The sequence below is a fragment of the Chloracidobacterium sp. genome, assembly GCA_016716305.1.
In the GTDB taxonomy this organism is placed as follows: domain Bacteria; phylum Acidobacteriota; class Blastocatellia; order Pyrinomonadales; family Pyrinomonadaceae; genus OLB17.
This window is the reverse complement of sequence record JADJWP010000001.1, coordinates 34,751-51,718: the sequence shown is the minus strand read 5'-3', so window position 1 is coordinate 51,718 and position 16,968 is coordinate 34,751. Positions and strand designations below refer to the sequence as shown.

15 protein-coding genes are annotated in these 16,968 nt (G+C 52.8%); 3 read left to right on the top strand and 12 right to left on the bottom strand.

From position 1 onward, the window contains the following. Positions 1-27: 27 nt before the first annotated feature. Both IPM28_00235 and IPM28_00230 read right to left on the bottom strand, forming a co-directional pair. On the bottom strand, positions 28-993 hold the full coding sequence (locus IPM28_00235) for a branched-chain amino acid transaminase (GenBank protein ID MBK9171424.1): 966 nt from the start codon (positions 991-993) through the stop codon (positions 28-30). Between the two features lie 255 nt (positions 994-1,248). Further along, complete coding sequence (locus IPM28_00230; protein ID MBK9171423.1) at positions 1,249-3,840, bottom strand: PD40 domain-containing protein; 2,592 nt, start codon at positions 3,838-3,840, stop codon at positions 1,249-1,251. Positions 3,841-4,077: 237 nt separating this feature from the next. Between IPM28_00230 and lpxB the strand changes: the two genes are divergently transcribed. Next, entirely contained in the window at positions 4,078-5,247 is a 1,170-nt protein-coding gene (lpxB, locus tag IPM28_00225; GenBank protein ID MBK9171422.1) for a lipid-A-disaccharide synthase, read from the top strand. Here the strand turns inward: lpxB and lpxD are convergent. From lpxD to IPM28_00210, 3 genes are all read right to left on the bottom strand, one after another. After that, positions 5,244-6,266 carry a UDP-3-O-(3-hydroxymyristoyl)glucosamine N-acyltransferase gene (gene lpxD, locus IPM28_00220; protein MBK9171421.1) on the bottom strand — a complete coding sequence of 341 codons (1,023 nt, stop codon included), beginning with the start codon at positions 6,264-6,266 and terminating at the stop codon, positions 5,244-5,246. The genes lpxB and lpxD overlap by 4 nt on opposite strands. 41 nt (positions 6,267-6,307) lie before the next feature. After that, positions 6,308-6,595 carry an STAS domain-containing protein gene (locus IPM28_00215; protein ID MBK9171420.1) on the bottom strand — a complete coding sequence of 96 codons (288 nt, stop codon included), beginning with the start codon at positions 6,593-6,595 and terminating at the stop codon, positions 6,308-6,310. Between the two features lie 132 nt (positions 6,596-6,727). Continuing rightward, positions 6,728-7,660 (bottom strand): DMT family transporter, encoded by a 933-nt coding sequence (locus IPM28_00210; protein ID MBK9171419.1) that lies wholly within the window; start codon positions 7,658-7,660, stop codon positions 6,728-6,730. A 149-nt stretch (positions 7,661-7,809) separates the two neighbouring features. On the opposite strand from IPM28_00210, the gene IPM28_00205 reads away from it, so the two are divergent. After that, positions 7,810-9,306, top strand: a complete 1,497-nt coding sequence (locus IPM28_00205) for a tetratricopeptide repeat protein (protein ID MBK9171418.1) — start codon at positions 7,810-7,812, stop codon at positions 9,304-9,306. A gap of 9 nt (positions 9,307-9,315) precedes the next feature. On the opposite strand, the gene IPM28_00200 is transcribed toward IPM28_00205, so the two are convergent. Genes IPM28_00200 through pdhA form a run of 4 tightly spaced genes read right to left on the bottom strand, consistent with a single transcriptional unit; the run spans position 9,316 to position 13,005 of the window. Next, positions 9,316-10,590: a pyruvate dehydrogenase complex dihydrolipoamide acetyltransferase gene (locus IPM28_00200; GenBank protein MBK9171417.1), complete on the bottom strand. Its 1,275-nt coding sequence runs from the start codon at positions 10,588-10,590 to the stop codon at positions 9,316-9,318. A 4-nt stretch (positions 10,591-10,594) separates the two neighbouring features. Then, entirely contained in the window at positions 10,595-10,993 is a 399-nt protein-coding gene (locus tag IPM28_00195) for a GIY-YIG nuclease family protein (GenBank protein MBK9171416.1), read from the bottom strand. 17 nt (positions 10,994-11,010) lie between these two features. Beyond that, a complete protein-coding gene (locus IPM28_00190; GenBank protein MBK9171415.1) occupies positions 11,011-11,994 on the bottom strand; it encodes a pyruvate dehydrogenase complex E1 component subunit beta in 984 nt (327 codons plus the stop codon). A gap of 3 nt (positions 11,995-11,997) precedes the next feature. Next, positions 11,998-13,005 (bottom strand): pyruvate dehydrogenase (acetyl-transferring) E1 component subunit alpha, encoded by a 1,008-nt coding sequence (gene pdhA, locus IPM28_00185; GenBank protein MBK9171414.1) that lies wholly within the window; start codon positions 13,003-13,005, stop codon positions 11,998-12,000. A 321-nt stretch (positions 13,006-13,326) separates the two neighbouring features. Between pdhA and IPM28_00180 the strand changes: the two genes are divergently transcribed. Then, complete coding sequence (locus IPM28_00180) at positions 13,327-13,932, top strand: cysteine dioxygenase family protein (protein MBK9171413.1); 606 nt, start codon at positions 13,327-13,329, stop codon at positions 13,930-13,932. On the opposite strand, the gene IPM28_00175 is transcribed toward IPM28_00180, so the two are convergent. From IPM28_00175 to IPM28_00165, 3 genes are read right to left on the bottom strand one after another with little or no spacing between them, the layout of a single operon-like run. Next, positions 13,922-14,740, bottom strand: coding sequence for a class I SAM-dependent methyltransferase (locus tag IPM28_00175; GenBank protein MBK9171412.1), 819 nt, complete (start codon positions 14,738-14,740; stop codon positions 13,922-13,924). The two genes, IPM28_00180 and IPM28_00175, sit on opposite strands and share 11 nt — an antisense overlap. A gap of 50 nt (positions 14,741-14,790) precedes the next feature. Next, entirely contained in the window at positions 14,791-16,191 is a 1,401-nt protein-coding gene (locus tag IPM28_00170; GenBank protein MBK9171411.1) for a cysteine--tRNA ligase, read from the bottom strand. Further along, on the bottom strand, positions 16,191-16,937 hold the full coding sequence (locus IPM28_00165) for a hypothetical protein (GenBank protein MBK9171410.1): 747 nt from the start codon (positions 16,935-16,937) through the stop codon (positions 16,191-16,193). The genes IPM28_00170 and IPM28_00165 overlap by 1 nt, the downstream gene beginning before the upstream one ends. Positions 16,938-16,968 lie beyond the last annotated feature (31 nt).

Sequence of the window (16,968 nt, the reverse complement as noted above, 5' to 3'; positions counted from 1 at the left end):
GAGTTTGTCGCCGACGTCAGACGTTACTCATACTGATGCCGTTTTTTTTTCACCGGCGTCATTCACGAACGTCAACCATTGTGCACCAAACGGAGCCGGCCTTTCGGCCAGGATGATCTTGAAAAATTCATCCTGCAGGCGTTTTGTGATCTCGCCGCAACGGCCCGAGCCGACGGTGATACGGTCAACCGAACGGATCGGGGTTATCTCGGCCGCGGTTCCCGTGAAGAAAAGTTCATCGGCAAGATAGAGAGCCGCACGCTGTATGGTAGTTTCGACAACCTCGATGCCCATCTCGCGAGCGATCTGGATGACCGAATCACGAGTGATCCCTGGAAGGATCGAAGCACCTAGCGGCGGTGTGATCAGCTTGCCGCCGTTGACGATGAACAAATTCTCGCCCGATCCTTCTGATACCATCCCTCGGTCGTCAAGCGCAATGCCCTCTGAGAAACCGCCGAGCAACGCTTCCATTTTGATGAGCTGCGAATTCATATAATTCGCGCCGGCCTTCGCCATTGTGGGCAGGGAATTCGACGTGATCCTCGTCCAGCTCGATACGCAGACGTCGATGCCGTTTTCGAGCGCTTCTTCGCCGAGGTATTTGCCCCACTGCCAACCTGCGATCCATGTTTCGATCGGATTCGGGAGCGGATTTACGCCAAACGACGGCTTTTGTTCGTCGAGTCCACGGAAGATCAAAGGACGGAGGTAGCAGGAATCAAGTTCACTGTCACGAATAAGATCGATCGTCGCATCGCAAAGTTCCTGACGAGTGTACTTCGAATCCATTCGGTATATCTTGGCCGAATTTATCAATCTCTGCATGTGCTCGGTCAATCGAAATACCGCGGATCCCTTCGTAGTGTTGTAGCATCGCATGCCTTCGAAAACGCTCGAACCATAATGGACCACATGTGACATTACGTGTATCCGTGCGTCGTCCCAATCGATCAATTCTCCGTTCTTCCATACTTTCGGAGCGATCTTCATCGTTGCTACATCGTTACCTGCCATATAAATATCTTCTTCCTTTATTTTCCCGCGCGAACATCTGATATGGGCTAGAAATGAATAATTTGTATGAATTTCTAAGTTTTGGACGCGAGAAGTACTTGATGGTACAAGGATAATACATCAGTTGATCACGCGCAAACATCAGCATTATTTATAACATCATAACGAGATCGAATCTAAAAACGAAAAAGGGCGAGCTCAGCCCGCCCCTCCGTAAATCTCTTCCCATCATCAAAGGAAATTCAATCTCGGGGCGGTATCTGCCAGCCTGGACGAAAAGATCTGTCCCCCGACATTGACTTCGACAGTGATCGGCTGGTCGCCGGAGCCGTTGAGTCCGCCGGGAACAGTGAAGTCAATAGTTTGAACACCGGGTTCGACAAGGATTCCACCGGTCAATATCGTACCGCCAACAACGACAAGACTTCCGATGCGAAGATTGATCACTGCGGACGAGGTATTCGCCACGCCGGTCAATCGTACACGAAAGACCGTTGGCACACGTTTTCCACCGCGGATCCGGACGGTCGTAACAGTGAATGGCTCGGTCGTATGAACCCTGTTGGTGACGTTTCTAACGTCAGCCCTGCCGCCCGGCCCGACCTCGGTCGAAAAGATATCCGGCCGCGTCGGCACGATCGTTACGTTCCCTTTGAAAACCGTACCATTGTTATTTACAACGAGCGGGTATTCGGTTCCGGCAGCCTCGCTGCTGATACCATACGGCACAACGAAGATCACCTGATGTCGGCTCACCGACTTCAATCCGCAAGCGACCCCATTTATCGACATTGTAAACCCGCTCAGCTCGATCGGCAGTTCGAAACTTCGTTCGAGGGAGCCGACCGCCGTACGAGCGATAACAGGCTGATTCGTGCCTGCACTGTAATTCATGACCGCCAGCATTCCAGGTGCGATACCCAGAACCGCCGGTGGCGTTACCGGTGTAGGACTCGGGGTCGGGCTAGGGGTCGGTGTCGGACTCGGTGTCGGCGTCGGTGTCGGTGTCGGAGTCGGACTCGGCGTAGGAGTCGGACTAGGCGTCGGCACGGCCGTCGGCGAAACCGGGATACGTGTGGCACCAGTAGCGAAATTAAATGAAGCGACCGTCTGGTTGACCGCGACCGGGTGATAAAGGTAATACACCTCAGCGTTTCCGTCGAAATTCCCTGTGCCGACCTCGGTCAGGGCAAGGCTGAAAGCGATACGGCGAGACGAATCGGTCGTCAACGCACGAGTCGAGGCAAGAAATGTATTCGATATCGGAAGTTTGGTCAGCCGCTTGAAGGTCGCACTGGCGGGCGGCGTATTGAGCGGATAAGAGTAAAGCTGAACGGGCCGAAACTCGTCCGGATTCAGGCCATCGTCTTCATTGGTCGGTATCGTTCCGTCAGGCTTGATGTTCATCCTTGTCTGCACGATGAACGTCGATGGAGTTCCATTTACGTCATTGTCAGAGAAGCCCGGATATCGGGCAACGTCGCCTCCAAAAGCGGCAGCATCCGCATTGCTCCGAGGGCCGACACGCCTGAATGTGCTTGCGACCGTGTCGTATAAGAACAATGCGAACGCGGTCTGGTTCGTACCCGTATGCTCGTTGGCAAGGTCGGCGTAAGAATCAAATGCGATATAACGGCCATCGCGGCTCATTCGGCGGCCGAGGTCGAGAATGTTGACCGGATCGCCCGGATTTGTCGGTGTTGTCGTCGTTACCTGCCGGCGTGTACCAGTAGGAGCACCGCTTGAGTCCAGGTCGCTGAAAAATATCTCCTCATTTCGGCTGGTTGAAGGATTATTGCCGCCGGTCATCCCGATGATCGGATTGTCGCCCGTGCTTGCAAAGACCACGCGCGAACCATCGCCGGAGATCGTAGGATTCTTGTTGTAAATAGGATCGGATATCGGACCACGTTCAGTTTGCGTGACCTGCCGCGTGGATCCGCCGCCAAGCTTACCGCCACCGTTTCTCACAAATACAAAGATCTCGTCATTGTCCGCATTAGGAAACGGGTTTCCTCCGGCAACCAGATCGCGTGTCGAGACAAATGCGATCACGTTGCCGTCATCGCTGATGCTGGCATCGTGGTTGTCATCGGCAATGAACGGACCGGTGGTCGAGGTTCCGGCGACCGGAAAACGGCTCGCATCGGTGTTCGTGACCGCGATAAAAGTACCGCCGGCGAGATCGGTCAATGGCAATTCATCACCCGTGGTCAAATCGGCAGAAGCAAATGTCGGGACCTGATAAAGCCACATCTCGAGATTGCCGTCGCTAGCTAACGGGTTCGGTGCCGGCGTTGGTGTCGGGGTTGGCGACGGAGCAGGGTTCGGCGTCGGCGTCGGGGTTGGAGTCGGGGTCGGAGCAGGAACGGTATAATCGTTCCCGTTAAAGTTACTTGGATTCGTTGCGTTCGGTGCCGCTGGTGTCGACGACGTAGCGTTGGAACTGAATGCTATCCACCGCCCGTCGTTGCTTATAACAGGCCGGGTGTTAACGATCTCAACACGGACGTTGTCAAAGGTTGCGGCCCTGAACGGGTCGAAAAGTACGCTTTTCGTATCGGTTATCTGAAAGATGCGCCGTTGGGCATAATCGAAGAGAAATATCTCCGGATTGCCATCGGCATTCCTTGGATTCACCGTCGCTAAATTCCCGCGAGACTCGAAGACGACAAAACGGCCGTCACCGCTGACACCGCCTGCGTATGCCTCAGAGGCTGAATTGGTGACCTGACCTATGATCGAGTCTATCTGTCCGGACACGACAGAATAAAAGGCAAACAAAGAAAGGCTGAAAATACCTAAAAGAACGCGAATCTTCACAGACTCCTCCAACCGCAATTTATAAAAGCGAATACAATATACGACCCCGAAATTCCAAACAGACACAAAACATTGCATTTTAAAGACTAATGTCCGGTTCTGCAAGCATGTGACCGATGAAATTAGGAGCCGACGTTCTGAAATCGTTCCATTTGATGCGCTTATCGTGCCAATTGGTTGTCATTTCACATTTCACCGCAATCAGATAACATAGATTTCCACCGCATTCAGCAAACAATGGCCGAACTCAAAAAGACAATCATGATCGTTGCAGGCGAGGCATCCGGCGATTCGCATGCAGCGAAACTTTGTTCGGCGATCCGCGAACTCGACCCCAATACTGAGTTCAGATTTTTTGGCTCGGCTGGCCCGAAGATGCGAGATGCAGGGGTGGAACCGGTCGTTCGGGCAGATGAACTTTCCATCGTCGGCTTGATCGAGATCGGGCGAGCTCTGCCAATGTTCATTAGTGCGTTCCGGAGGTTGAAGCGGGCGGCGAGCGAAAGGCAACCGGATGTCGTGGTACTTGTCGATTTTCCGGATTTCAATTTGAAACTCGCGAGAGCATTGAAAAACAAAGGCTATAAGATCGTGTATTATATTTCGCCACAAATATGGGCCTGGCGCCAGTATCGAATGCGCTCGGTGCGAAAGTACATCGACCTGCTTCTTGCGATCTTGCCCTTTGAAAAGGACTGGTATGCCGAACGCGGTATCCACCACGTGGAATATGTTGGAAACCCTGTTGCGAGCGAAGTGCATCCTGACAGCACGAAAGAATCATTTTGCCGCAGACATGGGCTCGACCCGGAAGCGCGTATCATTACGATGCTGCCTGGCAGCCGTCACAAAGAGATCGTCCGGATACTTCCGGAAATGCTCCGGGCGGCTGCGGTCCTGATGCGAAAGGACCGTGAGATTCAGTTCATCGTAGCATTTGCTGCCGAGCGGCACCGTAACGAGTTCGAAGCGGCGCGAGCCAAAATATCAGAAGGTGACCGTATCCTAACTGAGAAAATCAAAGTAGTTTCGGCCGAGACCTATGATGCATTGTTCGCCGCGGATGCCGCCGCCGTTACGAGCGGGACCGCCACCCTCGAGACCGGTATCATTGGCACTCCGATGGCGATCGTTTATAAGACTTCCGTTCTGAATTATAGATTATTGAGGCCGCTGATCGATGTCGAGCATTTCGGTCTCATAAACCTGATAGGGGGAGACCGCATCGCTAGCGAACTGATACAAGACGATTTTTCGCCAGGAACACTCGCCGATGAACTCTCTCGAATACTTGAACCCGAGACTAATTCGCGCATCCGCAAGCAACTTAAGGTCGCTGCGGACAAACTTGGGCAAGGCGGCGCATCAAAGCGTGCGGCAGCCGCGATTCTTAATTTGATAGGTTAAGGCAGACGTTTCTTAATATCAGCGACCTCTTTTTTCAATCGCTCAAGGCCTTTTACGTGAGCATTTTGCCGCTTGTATTCATCAAGCGGCTGAATCGGCGTACCCCACCAGACGCCTGGTCGTACGATCTTACCGGGAAGGATCCCGGCCTGTGAACCAATTACCGCTCCGCTTTGCACCCGCACATGATCGCCAAATCCGACCTGGCCGCCGATCACACAGTCGTCTTCGATCACGACGCTGCCTGAGATGCCTGTCTGTGCGGCTATTACACACCGTCTGCCAATATTGACGTTGTGGCCGACCTGTACGAGATTGTCGATCTTTGTGCCGGCACCAATACGTGTCTCGCCGAGGGCACCGCGGTCAACACAGCTGTTCGCTCCGATCTCGACATTTTCTTCGATAACGACGGTTCCGATCTGCGGAAACTTGATATATTCGCCGTTCGGTTCTTTGACGTATCCGAAACCGTCAGCTCCGATAATGACGCCCGCTTGAAGCACTACACGGTCTCCGATCGAACAGCCGCTCTCAATGACAGTATTCGGATGGAGGACACAGTCCTCGCCGATGCTGACGTCGTCGCCGATACGGACACCGGGAAGGATCTGAGTTCTTGCTCCGACCCTAGAACCCTTTCCTATCGACGCATGCATACCGACCGAGACCGTATCCGCGAGACGGGCTGTGTCGTCGATCCAGGCTCCGGGATGAATGCCGCACAATAACTCAGGCTTCGGATGGAGGATCGCGGCTACCCGCGAAAATGCGAGCTTTGGCGACGGAGCCGCGATAAGCGCGCGATCGGGCATATGCATTTTCTGTCCGGCCTGGGATAGAAAGCTCGTCGGAACTATCAGGCACGACGCATCTGTTTCGATAGCCGAATCGGAACCCTCGAAAAACGCCAGTTGCCGCGGGCCGGCGATCGCAAGATCAGCGACCGAGACGACTTCGGCGTCTCCATTACCGACAAGGTCCAGCCCAAGGAATTCCGCAATTTCACGAACTTTCATTCGTTACAATTTAAAGGTTTTTGATGGAAATGTCAGGTCGGTCAGGATCGAGAGCGTTCGGCCGAATCGATGGCTGATTGCAGAAAGAACTCAACGCCTGTGATCGTCACCCTATCATCGTCGGCAATGCGGCGTAGAACTGATGCTGCCTCGCTATCGAGGAAATCAAGGTCGGCAAGATCGATCTCGACCGTTTTACCCGATTCGTTCAGACTTTCGGCGATAAGCCGTTCTAACAAAAGGGCATCGTCGATAAGCATCTCGCCGTCGACTCGAAAGACCGTTCTTCCGGACTCAGGATCAGAGTGTTGTTTTATATGTGTCGGCATCGACGTATTGGCTGATCTTTTTACGTCCCGGGATCGCCGGAGTTTCAAATTAAAGGCAGATGTTCGTTTCAGGACGACCTTTTCGGTTCGACCTCTCTGCCCGAACTATAAGAAAAGCTGAAAGAAGTCCGGTCAGATCTGAGTTGCCGCATCGGGTTGTTTTCGTCTTTTTGTCGTCAGATAGACTCCAGCGAAAACCAACATTGCGGCCGCCGCGAACTTGAGGTCGACCCTCTCATTCAAAAACACGACGGCCGAAACGAAACCGATAAGCGGCTGAAGATAAATATATACCACAACGGTCGACGGATTGACCCTTGCGAGTGCCCAGGCGTTCAGAAGATAAGGGGCGGCCGTCGCAACGATGGCTATGTAGATCACAAGCCACCAAACATGACCCGGAACGGCTGCAATATCGATGGATGAAAGCGAGATGACTCCGAGCGGCACACAGATCGTGCTCGCGAAAATAAATATCCAAACGATCGACCGCAGAGCGCCGTTGCGAGTGACCACGTCCTTTGACCGGACAACATAGACCCCGTACGAGAACGAGTTTAGAATGATCATCACATCGCCAAGGGTGGTTTGTGAAGAGAATGAGGCCGAACGCGGGTCGATCAAAAATATCACACCCGCCGCGGCGATCAGAATTCCGGCGATCTTTCGGATCCGCATCCGCTCGGTTCCCAGATAGGCCCCGATAGCTATCGCAAAGATCGGGATCGTGACGGCAAGAAGCGATGTATTCGCCGCTTTGGTCAGCGAAAGTCCACCGACAAACAAAAGCTGATTTAGCGTAACACCGAAAATACTAAGTATGGCGAGTCTGCTGTAGTCCTTTCGATCCGCGAGCTTAAGGCTGCCACGTGTCCGTTGAAATGCATACAAAACGACGGCTGTGATCCCGACGCGAAACCCGACGACCGCAACACTTGGAATAACCGCAAGGACGATCTTTCCGATCACAGGCAGCGTCCCAAAGAAAGCCTGAACGCTGAGCAAAGCGATGTGCGGCGCGACGGCCGCCGTTTTCTGCGTCGATTCTGAGTCGTCGGTGACCATTGCCAAAAGTTCAATGATAGCAGACCTTGGGATGAAGATAATTTGCTTCCCGCAAAGTTTTTCCGGTGCTAAAATAACGTAAATCCGATCGTGCCGAACGCGGCTGGATGATTCCTGTACGCTCTCAGAAGTTCGATTTGAGGATTCGCATGAAAATTGTTCCAGCCTCACTGCTATTTCTAGTGGTCGCCGCAAATATCAACGCTCAGGACCCGACTGCTCAGTCTCCGCTCAAGCTTGATGAGATCGTCGCAACGCTCGAGGCGAGCCGTACCGGGGCGGCGACCACGAACAAGATCCTGATCAAACAGCTGCAGGATCGCGGGATCGGATTCGAGATCAGTCCGGCGATCGAAAGAACACTTCTTGAAAATGGTGCCTCCGATGAACTCCTGAATGCGATAAGGCTGCGTCTCTGCGACGATTACTCCGCGAAGTCCGAAAACTGTGAAGCCGACGACACCGATTGCCAGATAGCAAATTACACGAAGGCGTTGCAGTTTCATCCGGATGACGCTGATGTATTGATAAACAGAGGTGCTTCGTATCACGAGGCAGAAAAATACGATGAAGCTATCGCCGACTTTTCACGTGCTATCGAATTAGATCCGAAGGATGCCGACGCATACAACAATCGAGGCAACACGTATTCAGCACAAGAAAAGTATGATGAGGCAATAGCGGATTACGACAAGGCTATCGCAATAAACCCAAAGCAGCCCGACTATTTCTTCAACCGAGGTGCTGCTTATTTCAACAGCAAGCAGTTTCCACTTTCGATCAAGGATTATTCCAGGTATATTTCGATGCGGCCAAAAGATGCATTGGGTTATGCCCGACGCGGCGATGTCTACATCGAGATGGGCTCGTTTCAATCGGCGATCAAAGACCTTTCAAATGCCGTCTTGTTGGAACCGACCGAACCGCAGCACCTGGTCGATCGCGGAAGGGCCTATTCGGCCGCCGAGCGATACCAGCTTGCGATCAACGATTTCGACGCGGCTCTGAAGATTCGGCCTGACAATGCATATGCGCTGCACAACCGCGGTTATGCGTTTTTGAAGACAGGGGAAATCGACAAAGCTATCGCCGATTATGACCGTGCTATCGCACTCGATCCGACAAACGCAGAGATTCTTGACAGCCGCGGGTCGGCATACGTAGAAAAGGGCAATGCCGAACAGGCAGAAAAGGAATATACGCGGGCGATCGAGATAGATCCGGCAGTCTCCGGTCCCTACTATTCTCGAGGTGTGATCAGATCCGACCGAGGCGACTACGAACAAGCGATCCTTGATCTTTCGAAATATATCGAACTCGAACCCAATGATCCTGACGGCTATTTTTCACGAGGTGCGGTCTTCATCGATATCGAAGAGTACGAGAAGGCCCTGGCGGACTATAACAAAGTGATCGATCTTGCGCCTAAGAACGCCGACGCTTTCACAAACCGCGGTTTGATCTATTTGAGACAAGGCGATTACCGGAAGGCGATCGAGGATTGCACAACATCGATAAGGTTGAACCCGAATAACCCGATCACCTACGGGAATCGGGCCGCCGCGTATGAGCAATTAGGGGATAAAAGAAAAGCTGATGCCGATAAGAAACGGGCAGAAGCTATTGAAAAAAAACCAAAGTCCTAGACCGAAAGATCAAAGCAGCATCATCGCCGGACTCTCAAGCATCTGCTTGAAGGTCTGCAGGAATTTTGCGCCCGTCGCTCCGTCTACAATTCGGTGATCACAGGACATTGTGACGTTCATAACTGTGCGAACCACGATCTGGCCGTCGCGAACGACAGGTGTCGGATTTGCTCCACCGACGGCGATGATCGCGGCTTCGGGCGGATTGATGATGGCTGTGAACTCTTTTATGCCCATCATTCCGAGGTTGCTGATCGAGAAGGTCGCTCCCGTATACTCCTCAGGTTGAAGCTTTTTGGCACGTGCCTTAGCAGCAAGGTCGCGGACCTCTGCCGAGATCTCGGCAAGGCCCTTAAGGTTGGCCCCTCGAACGACCGGTGTGATAAGTCCCTCGTCGATCGCAACTGCGACGCCGATGTCGGCCTGTTCGTAAAACCTCACCGCTTTGTCCTGGTACGATGCGTTTACCCACTGATGCTTCAACAATGCCATTGCGGCAGCCTTGATTATTATGTCATTGACGCTGATCTTCGAGTCGTCATCGAGATTGGCATTTATCTGCTTCCGTGTCGCAAGCACATTGTCCATTTCGATCTCGACCGTGAGATAGAACGTCGGGACCGGGCCGATCGATTCGGCCAGACGCGACGCGATCACTTGCCTCATTTTAGAGGCCGGTTCATCGTGATATGCCGATGCTCCGACGATCGTTGAGGGTGTGAATGCTTTCACCGCGGTCGGTTTTGCGGTTCCGCCGCCAGCGAGAGCTTCTTCGATGTCACGCTTGATGATGCGGCCGTTCGGGCCGGAGCCGGTGATGCTTCGTAGGTCGACGCCGTTGTCAGCCGCCATCCGTGCGGCTATGGGGGAAACGATCATGCGGCCGTTTGGCGGAGCCGATCTGCCTTTATCTCCCACATTCGATCGAACCGCAGTTTCCGGTCTTGGCTGCTCAGGCTGCTCTTCTTCAACGGGATGTTCAGCGGGAGCGGATTTCGCAGAACCGTTTGACGAAACCTCAGACATCAAGCTGGCGATGTCTTCTCCCTTGTTGCCGATGATCGCGATCGCTTCGCCAAGAGCCGCCGAGTCGCCAGCCTGTTTAAGGATCTTGAGGAGCGTCCCGCCCGAAAGGGCGGTCATTTCCATTGTCGCCTTATCCGTATCTACCTCGGCAAGCGTTTCGTTCGCTTCAAAGGCTTCGCCTTCTTTCTTTACCCAGCGAGCGATCTGCCCCTCCTCCATGGTAGGCGAAAGCTTCGGCATTAAGAATTTTTCAGCCATATGCTTATTGTTTTCTGTTCGCTGCGATCATCTGCAGACGTTCTTCCCGCGACCGCTTTCGTTCGTTGTAGCCTTTTTCGCCGTACGGCTGCAGCTTCTCGAGCCAAAGATCTTCCAGCGTGTCGAGGTCGGCAATGTAATCGTAGTTAACGTCTTCGCGAGGGAATATCTCTTCGAGGATCTCGAATTCGAATTTGCCTGTGCCGAAGAGTTTCCAGTCTGCTTCGAGTCCTTTATTCGGATGAGCGCCAGCGAAGAGCTGAAAGCGCGTCCGATTGAATATCGCATTCAGGTCGGTGGACGATCCGACATATATCTTGTCGTTTGCTGTGTTTCGGATCTGGAAAACGCCCATAGGCCGCCACGAGAGTTTGTATGCTATTTTCGCAGCTTTATTGTCCATGGACTACCTTGACCGCACTAAAGATAGCACGCCTCCTTGATGGCCGCGACGATCTTATCGACACTCGGCAGCGCCGCAGCCTCAAGATTCTTTGCATACGGCATCGGCGTTTCAGCGGTCGAAACACGCTTGATCGGGGCGTCTAGATAGTCGAACGCATGATCCATGACCTGATATGTGATCTCCGCACCTACGCTTGCAAACGAATGCGATTCTTCGGCAATCACCAGCCGGTTCGTTTTCATCACCGAGGCGACGATCGTATCGATATCAAGCGGTTTGATGGTTCGTGGATCGACGACCTCGACCGATACGTCGAATTCCGACTGCATCCTCTCTGCAGCTTCGAGGGCCATGGGAACGGTCATCGAGCGTGCGACGACCGTGCAATCGGTACCTTCGCGTTTAACGTCAGCAACGCCGAGCGGGATGGTGAAATCCTCGCCCTCGGGCACTTCGCTCTTCATCCCGTACATTCGTTCCTGTTCCATAAAGATGACAGGGTTGTCGTCACGGATAGAAGACTTGAGTAAGCCCTTAGCGTCCGCCGGAGTCGATGGCATAACGACCTTCAGGCCCGGAAAATTCGCATAAAGGGCTTCGAGAGCCTGTGAGTGCTGAGACGACACTTGATATGCCGAACCGTTCGGGCCTCGGAACACGATCGGCACCTTGAACTCTCCGCCCGACATATACAGCATCTTCGCCGCGTGGTTGATTATCTGGTCGGACGCAAGGATCGAGAAATTGAAGGTCATGAACTCGATAACCGGCCTCAGACCGGCCATCGCCGCACCAACGCCAAGTCCGGCAAACCCAAGCTCAGTGATCGGCGTATCAACGACGCGTTTGTCACCAAACTCTTTCCACAGTCCGCGGGTCACCTTGTAAGCGCCATCGTATTCAGCTACCTCTTCGCCCATGACGAAGACATTCTCGTCTCTTATCAATTCTTCACGCAAAGCCTGATTAAGGGCGTCGCGGATCGTTAATACTGCCATAGTCTATGCGTAAACGTCGGTCAATAGCTGGCTTTCGCTCGGGAACGGGCTTTCGTCTGCGAATTTGACGGCCCTTTCAGTCGATGCGGCAGCCTCTTTTTCGATCGCATCGAAGTCCTTATCAGTCAGGACCTTAGCAACTTTCAAGCTGTCCTTGAAAAGCGAGATCGGGTCGCGTTCCTGATATTTAGCGATCTCGTCGCGGGTTCGGTAGTTTCCCGGATCGGACATCGAATGTCCCATGAATCGGTAGGATCTGACCTCCAGCAGCGTTGGCTGCGACTCGTTGCGGGCACGGTCGATCGCACGGAGCATCGCATCGCGGACGGCCATCACGTCCATCCCGTCGACGAATTCGTTTGCCATCTCATATGACTCTGCTTTTTTCGCAACGTTCTGTGTGCTCATCGCTCTTTCCTGCGATGTGCCCATGCCGTATTGATTATTCTCGCAAACGTAAATGATCGGAAGCCCCCACAACTGCGCCATATTTAGCGATTCGTGAAAGATACCCTGATTCACAGCCGCTTCGCCAAAAAAACAAACGACGACCTGACCCGAGTTTCGGTACTTCGACGCGTACGCCATTCCGGTCCCGACACCGATCTGGCCTCCGACGATCCCGTGTCCCCCATAAAACTCATGCTCTTTCGAGAACATGTGCATCGAGCCACCCTTCCCGCCGACACAGCCGCCTTCTTTGCCGTAAAGTTCGGCCATCACGGCTTCAGGTGAGATGCCTTTGATCATCGCCTGCACGTGGTCGCGATAGGACGTGATGACCATATCGGTAGGTTCGAGAGCGGTCATCGTTCCGACCCCGATAGCCTCCTGTCCGATATACAAGTGACAGAATCCGCCGATCTTTCCCATCCGGTAGACCTCGGCGCATTTTTCCTCAAAACGTCGTCCTAGGACCATCAGGTAGAGCATCTCGCGAAGAAGCTTTCGGTCAGTTCGTTTGATCGATTCGATCTGTGATGACCGCCTTTTGTCGTACTCGGCCTTCATCAGGTCAACGACGGCCTTGAGGTCGCGTTTGGTTTCGACGGTCGTTGCTTTCGAGCCGTTGGTCGCCGAACCGACACTTTTTGAACGGGTTTTCTGTGTTGCAGCGGTCTTGGGCAAAGTTCCTTCCTCCGTATCGCTTACGGTAATGCACCTAAAGCATTGTAAACGATAATTATAAGCAAGACGACAGACTGAAAGCAATGCGTATCCGGAGCAATAGGCGAAAAGAAGCGTTAATATCGGACGCGGTCCGAGTTTTGGCAATTCCATTGACAATAAACCGGAATCGCTTCAAAATTGTGGGGTCTGCGGCGTGAAGAAATGGGAAAACGAGTCAAAATCACTGAACTTATCGAAGGGCTGAGGTCGATACCCGATGAATCGTTCGTTTGCGAAAATGTGTACGACTTTTTGAGCGCTAACCCGATCGAGGTGGCGTCTTTAGATCGGTTCTTGTTCTGGGACGCCGATTGTTACACGAGAAATCTGATCTACAAAGATGAACGCTTCGAGATGATGGCGATATGCTGGGATCGCGGGCAAACTTCACGAGTTCACAACCATGCAGATCAGCGATGCTGGATGACCGTTCCGATAGGGAAGCTTCGCGGGCAGAATTTCGCGGTACGCGAGATTGACGAGAGCAGAGGATACTGTAAGTTGATAGAAACCGATGCATTTGACCTATCAGACTGCCTGGCGGCGAAGGTCGAACTCGAAGAACCGATCCATCAGGTCTTAAATCTTGCCGAATTCAATGAGCGTGCGGTAAGCGTTCACATCTATTCAAAGCCGTTCGACACATGTGTTTCTTACTGCCGCGACACGGATACTTTTAAGACGGTAAAGCTTTTTTATACAAGCATCGATGGAAAGCTCTGTGATGGCGTGCGGCTGAACTGCGCTGAAACGGATCTCACAGCTTAACGGCCGAGACAAAATGCTGCGGCCAAACGTCGTCGGTTCGCGGCTCATCGAGGAATGACGACATCGGCCTAAACTCTATCCGCTCAAACCCATTTTCTTTAAGCATCGCTTCGATCGCCGATTCAGAACGTCCAAAACAATGAAGGCCGTATCTGAATTTTAGCTTCCCTTTTATCGAAGTATCATCACGCCACTCATTCTCGGCTCGCCATTCTTCGTTCAACAGTTGAATGTGGACATAGATCCTACCGCCGCTCTTCAGTTTTGTGGCCCATATCGAGACAATTTTGCCAAGGATCGAATCGGTGACGTGCTGAACCATTGCAAAACTCACTACGGCATCCACGCTGGAATCATCGACCGAGGCCAATCCCGATTCATCGGCCTTCAGATATTCGAGATTCGGTGCCGGATTGATAACGCGTGCACATGCAAGTGCTCCATCTGAAATATCGAAGGCGTAGACGCGACGAACACTTTCGGCGACGATCTTGGCAAGGAATCCCGGTCCGCATCCGTAGTCAATAACTACGTCCTCGGTCGTCAATCGCTGTGCAAGTATCTTGTCGAAGATCCGCTGACGCGAGATCACACCTTCACAATACTCGGCCTCGAGATAATCGGCCTCTGAGAGTGTTCTGAACGACGGATCGTCAGAATTGAAAAAGTAATGCGGGCTGAGTGCAAGAATGCGCAAAGCCCAAAGTCGCTTTTTTTTATCGCCAACCCGACCGAGCAGTCTTGGTATCCAGCCTGCACCCAGAAATGATTGAGGAGCGTCGCCGAGCGTCGCTCCCCATTTCGCCATTTTCAATATCTTACGCATTCAGCGGTTCTTTGGGAGTAGAGGGCACAGGGCTACTTTCGCTTCCAACGGACTCCGTCCTTTGTGTCTTCCAAGACTATTCCTCTCTCGATCAATTCATCCCTGATCGCGTCGGACCGAGCAAAATCGCGCCGCCTTCGCGCTTCCTGACGTTCTTCAATAAGCAGTTCGATCTCGGTCTCGAGCGTTTGTAAGCTGCCCCGATCAAAAATGCCCAAAACAGAATCGAACGCATCGATCGCATCCAGCACTGACCCGCGTTCAGCCTCGCCCAGGTCGCCGGCCGCTACGAGTGAATTGACCTCTCGTACCATATCGTGGATCGCTGCGAGTGCGGCCGCCGTGTTGAAATCGTCGTCCATCGCGGCTTCAAATTCGCTTCGCGCTTTTTGTACCGCGCTCGAAGCATTTCCGGTCGAACTTGCAGCGGCTTTCGTTTCGCGGACCAGAGCTTGAAAATTCCGAAGCCGCTCCACCGTCGCCTCGGCGCCTTTCAGCCCTTCGAAGGTAAAATTTAGCTGCTTTCGGGTCGGGACACTCAAGAGGAGATACCTTATTGCCAATGCGGAATATCCCTGTTCTCGAAGGTCGCGAAACGTAAAGAAGTTACCCTTCGATTTCGACATTGTGACGTCGTCTATCTTTAGGAACTCGCTGTGTATCCAGTATTTGGCAAACTGTTTGCCGGTCGCACCTTCGCTCTGGGCGATCTCGTTCTCATGGTGAGGGAATTGCAGATCCTGTCCGCCTGCATGGATATCGAAGGTCTCACCAAGATACTTCATCGACATTGCCGAACACTCAATGTGCCATCCCGGCCGGCCACGTCCAAAGGGAGCTTCCCAGCCGGGCTGTTCGTCGCTGTCAACCAACTTCCATAGAGCGAAATCGCGGGCATCCTCCTTTTCGTATTTGTCAGTGTCGATGCGTTCACTCCCGCCGTGGATGTTCCCCGAAAAGTTGATCTTTGACAGTTTTCCGTAATCGGGAAATGCCGAGATACGATAGTAGATCGACCCATCCGATTCGTAGGCCTTCCCGTTTGCGATCAGCTTCGAGATCATCTCGATCATCTCGGCAATATGATGCGTAGCTCTCGGTGTGACTTCCGGGCGCTCCATTCCGAGAGCATCGAAGTCCTCCCAAAACGCGTTTATGAATGGCGCAGTAAATTCGTCGATCGCAATACCGCGGACCTTTGCCTCGTTTATTATCCGGTCATCGATATCCGTCAGGTTGAAGACATGGGTAACCTGAAAGCCCCTGAATTTCAAGTATCGCCGAAGAACATCACCGAAGATGAACGTGCGGAAATTCCCGATGTGAGCGAAATTCCAGACCGTAGGGCCGCAAATGTACATCCGTACTTTTCCCTCTTCGAGCGGATGAAATTCTTCGATCTGACGCGAAAGTGTATTAAAGAATCTGAGCATTAGTTGGTAATGATTTCCGGAGACTTAGTATAAACGACCTTCATCGTACCGGAAACCCTTGAACCAACCCCATCGATCAAGAACGGCGTAAATTTGTATTGCCGGGCGGCATTCGCAGCATTCTGACGATTTAACGGATGCCCGTCGATCGCCCTCGCAAAGATGACGGTCCCTTTCTCATCGATCACGATAAAAACATCGACCTCCGTGCCTTCGCCGCATGCGCGAACCGCCCTACCCGCGGGGCTGCACAATGCCTCGGGAGTGAATCGGATGTGTGAATTGATATCTGACGAAGCAACGCGGATCGACGGAATATCTGTGAATTCGATCTCGTCGACCCGGAGGTCCGCGATGCCGACGGGAATGGCTGTGCAATTCAGCGTTCGAAGAAAGAACTCATAGGACGGCTCGACGCGATAACCCCGATCGACGATCGTGAGTTTGCCGATCGTCCAGGCAGCGACTCTTTTCAACTTATCTGACAATCGCTCGACCTCGTTCGACGCCGCGATTCGCCCGCCGTAGACGTTCACCCAACCAGTGGCGGGACCACCTGCAGCCTCGATCGTCTTGAGGAATTTCGCCGTTCGTTGCTCGAACTCCTCATCGCTGGTAAAGACAAATTCGTCGACTTTCTGGGGCAGAGGATCGAAGCAATTTGCCGCGCCGGGATAGCTTTGAGCGACCGAAGCAAGAGCGCCAATAAGAACAACAACGAACGAAAGCAGTATCAGTCGGAGCATAAAGATATCTTGCTATTTCCTATCTGCTTCC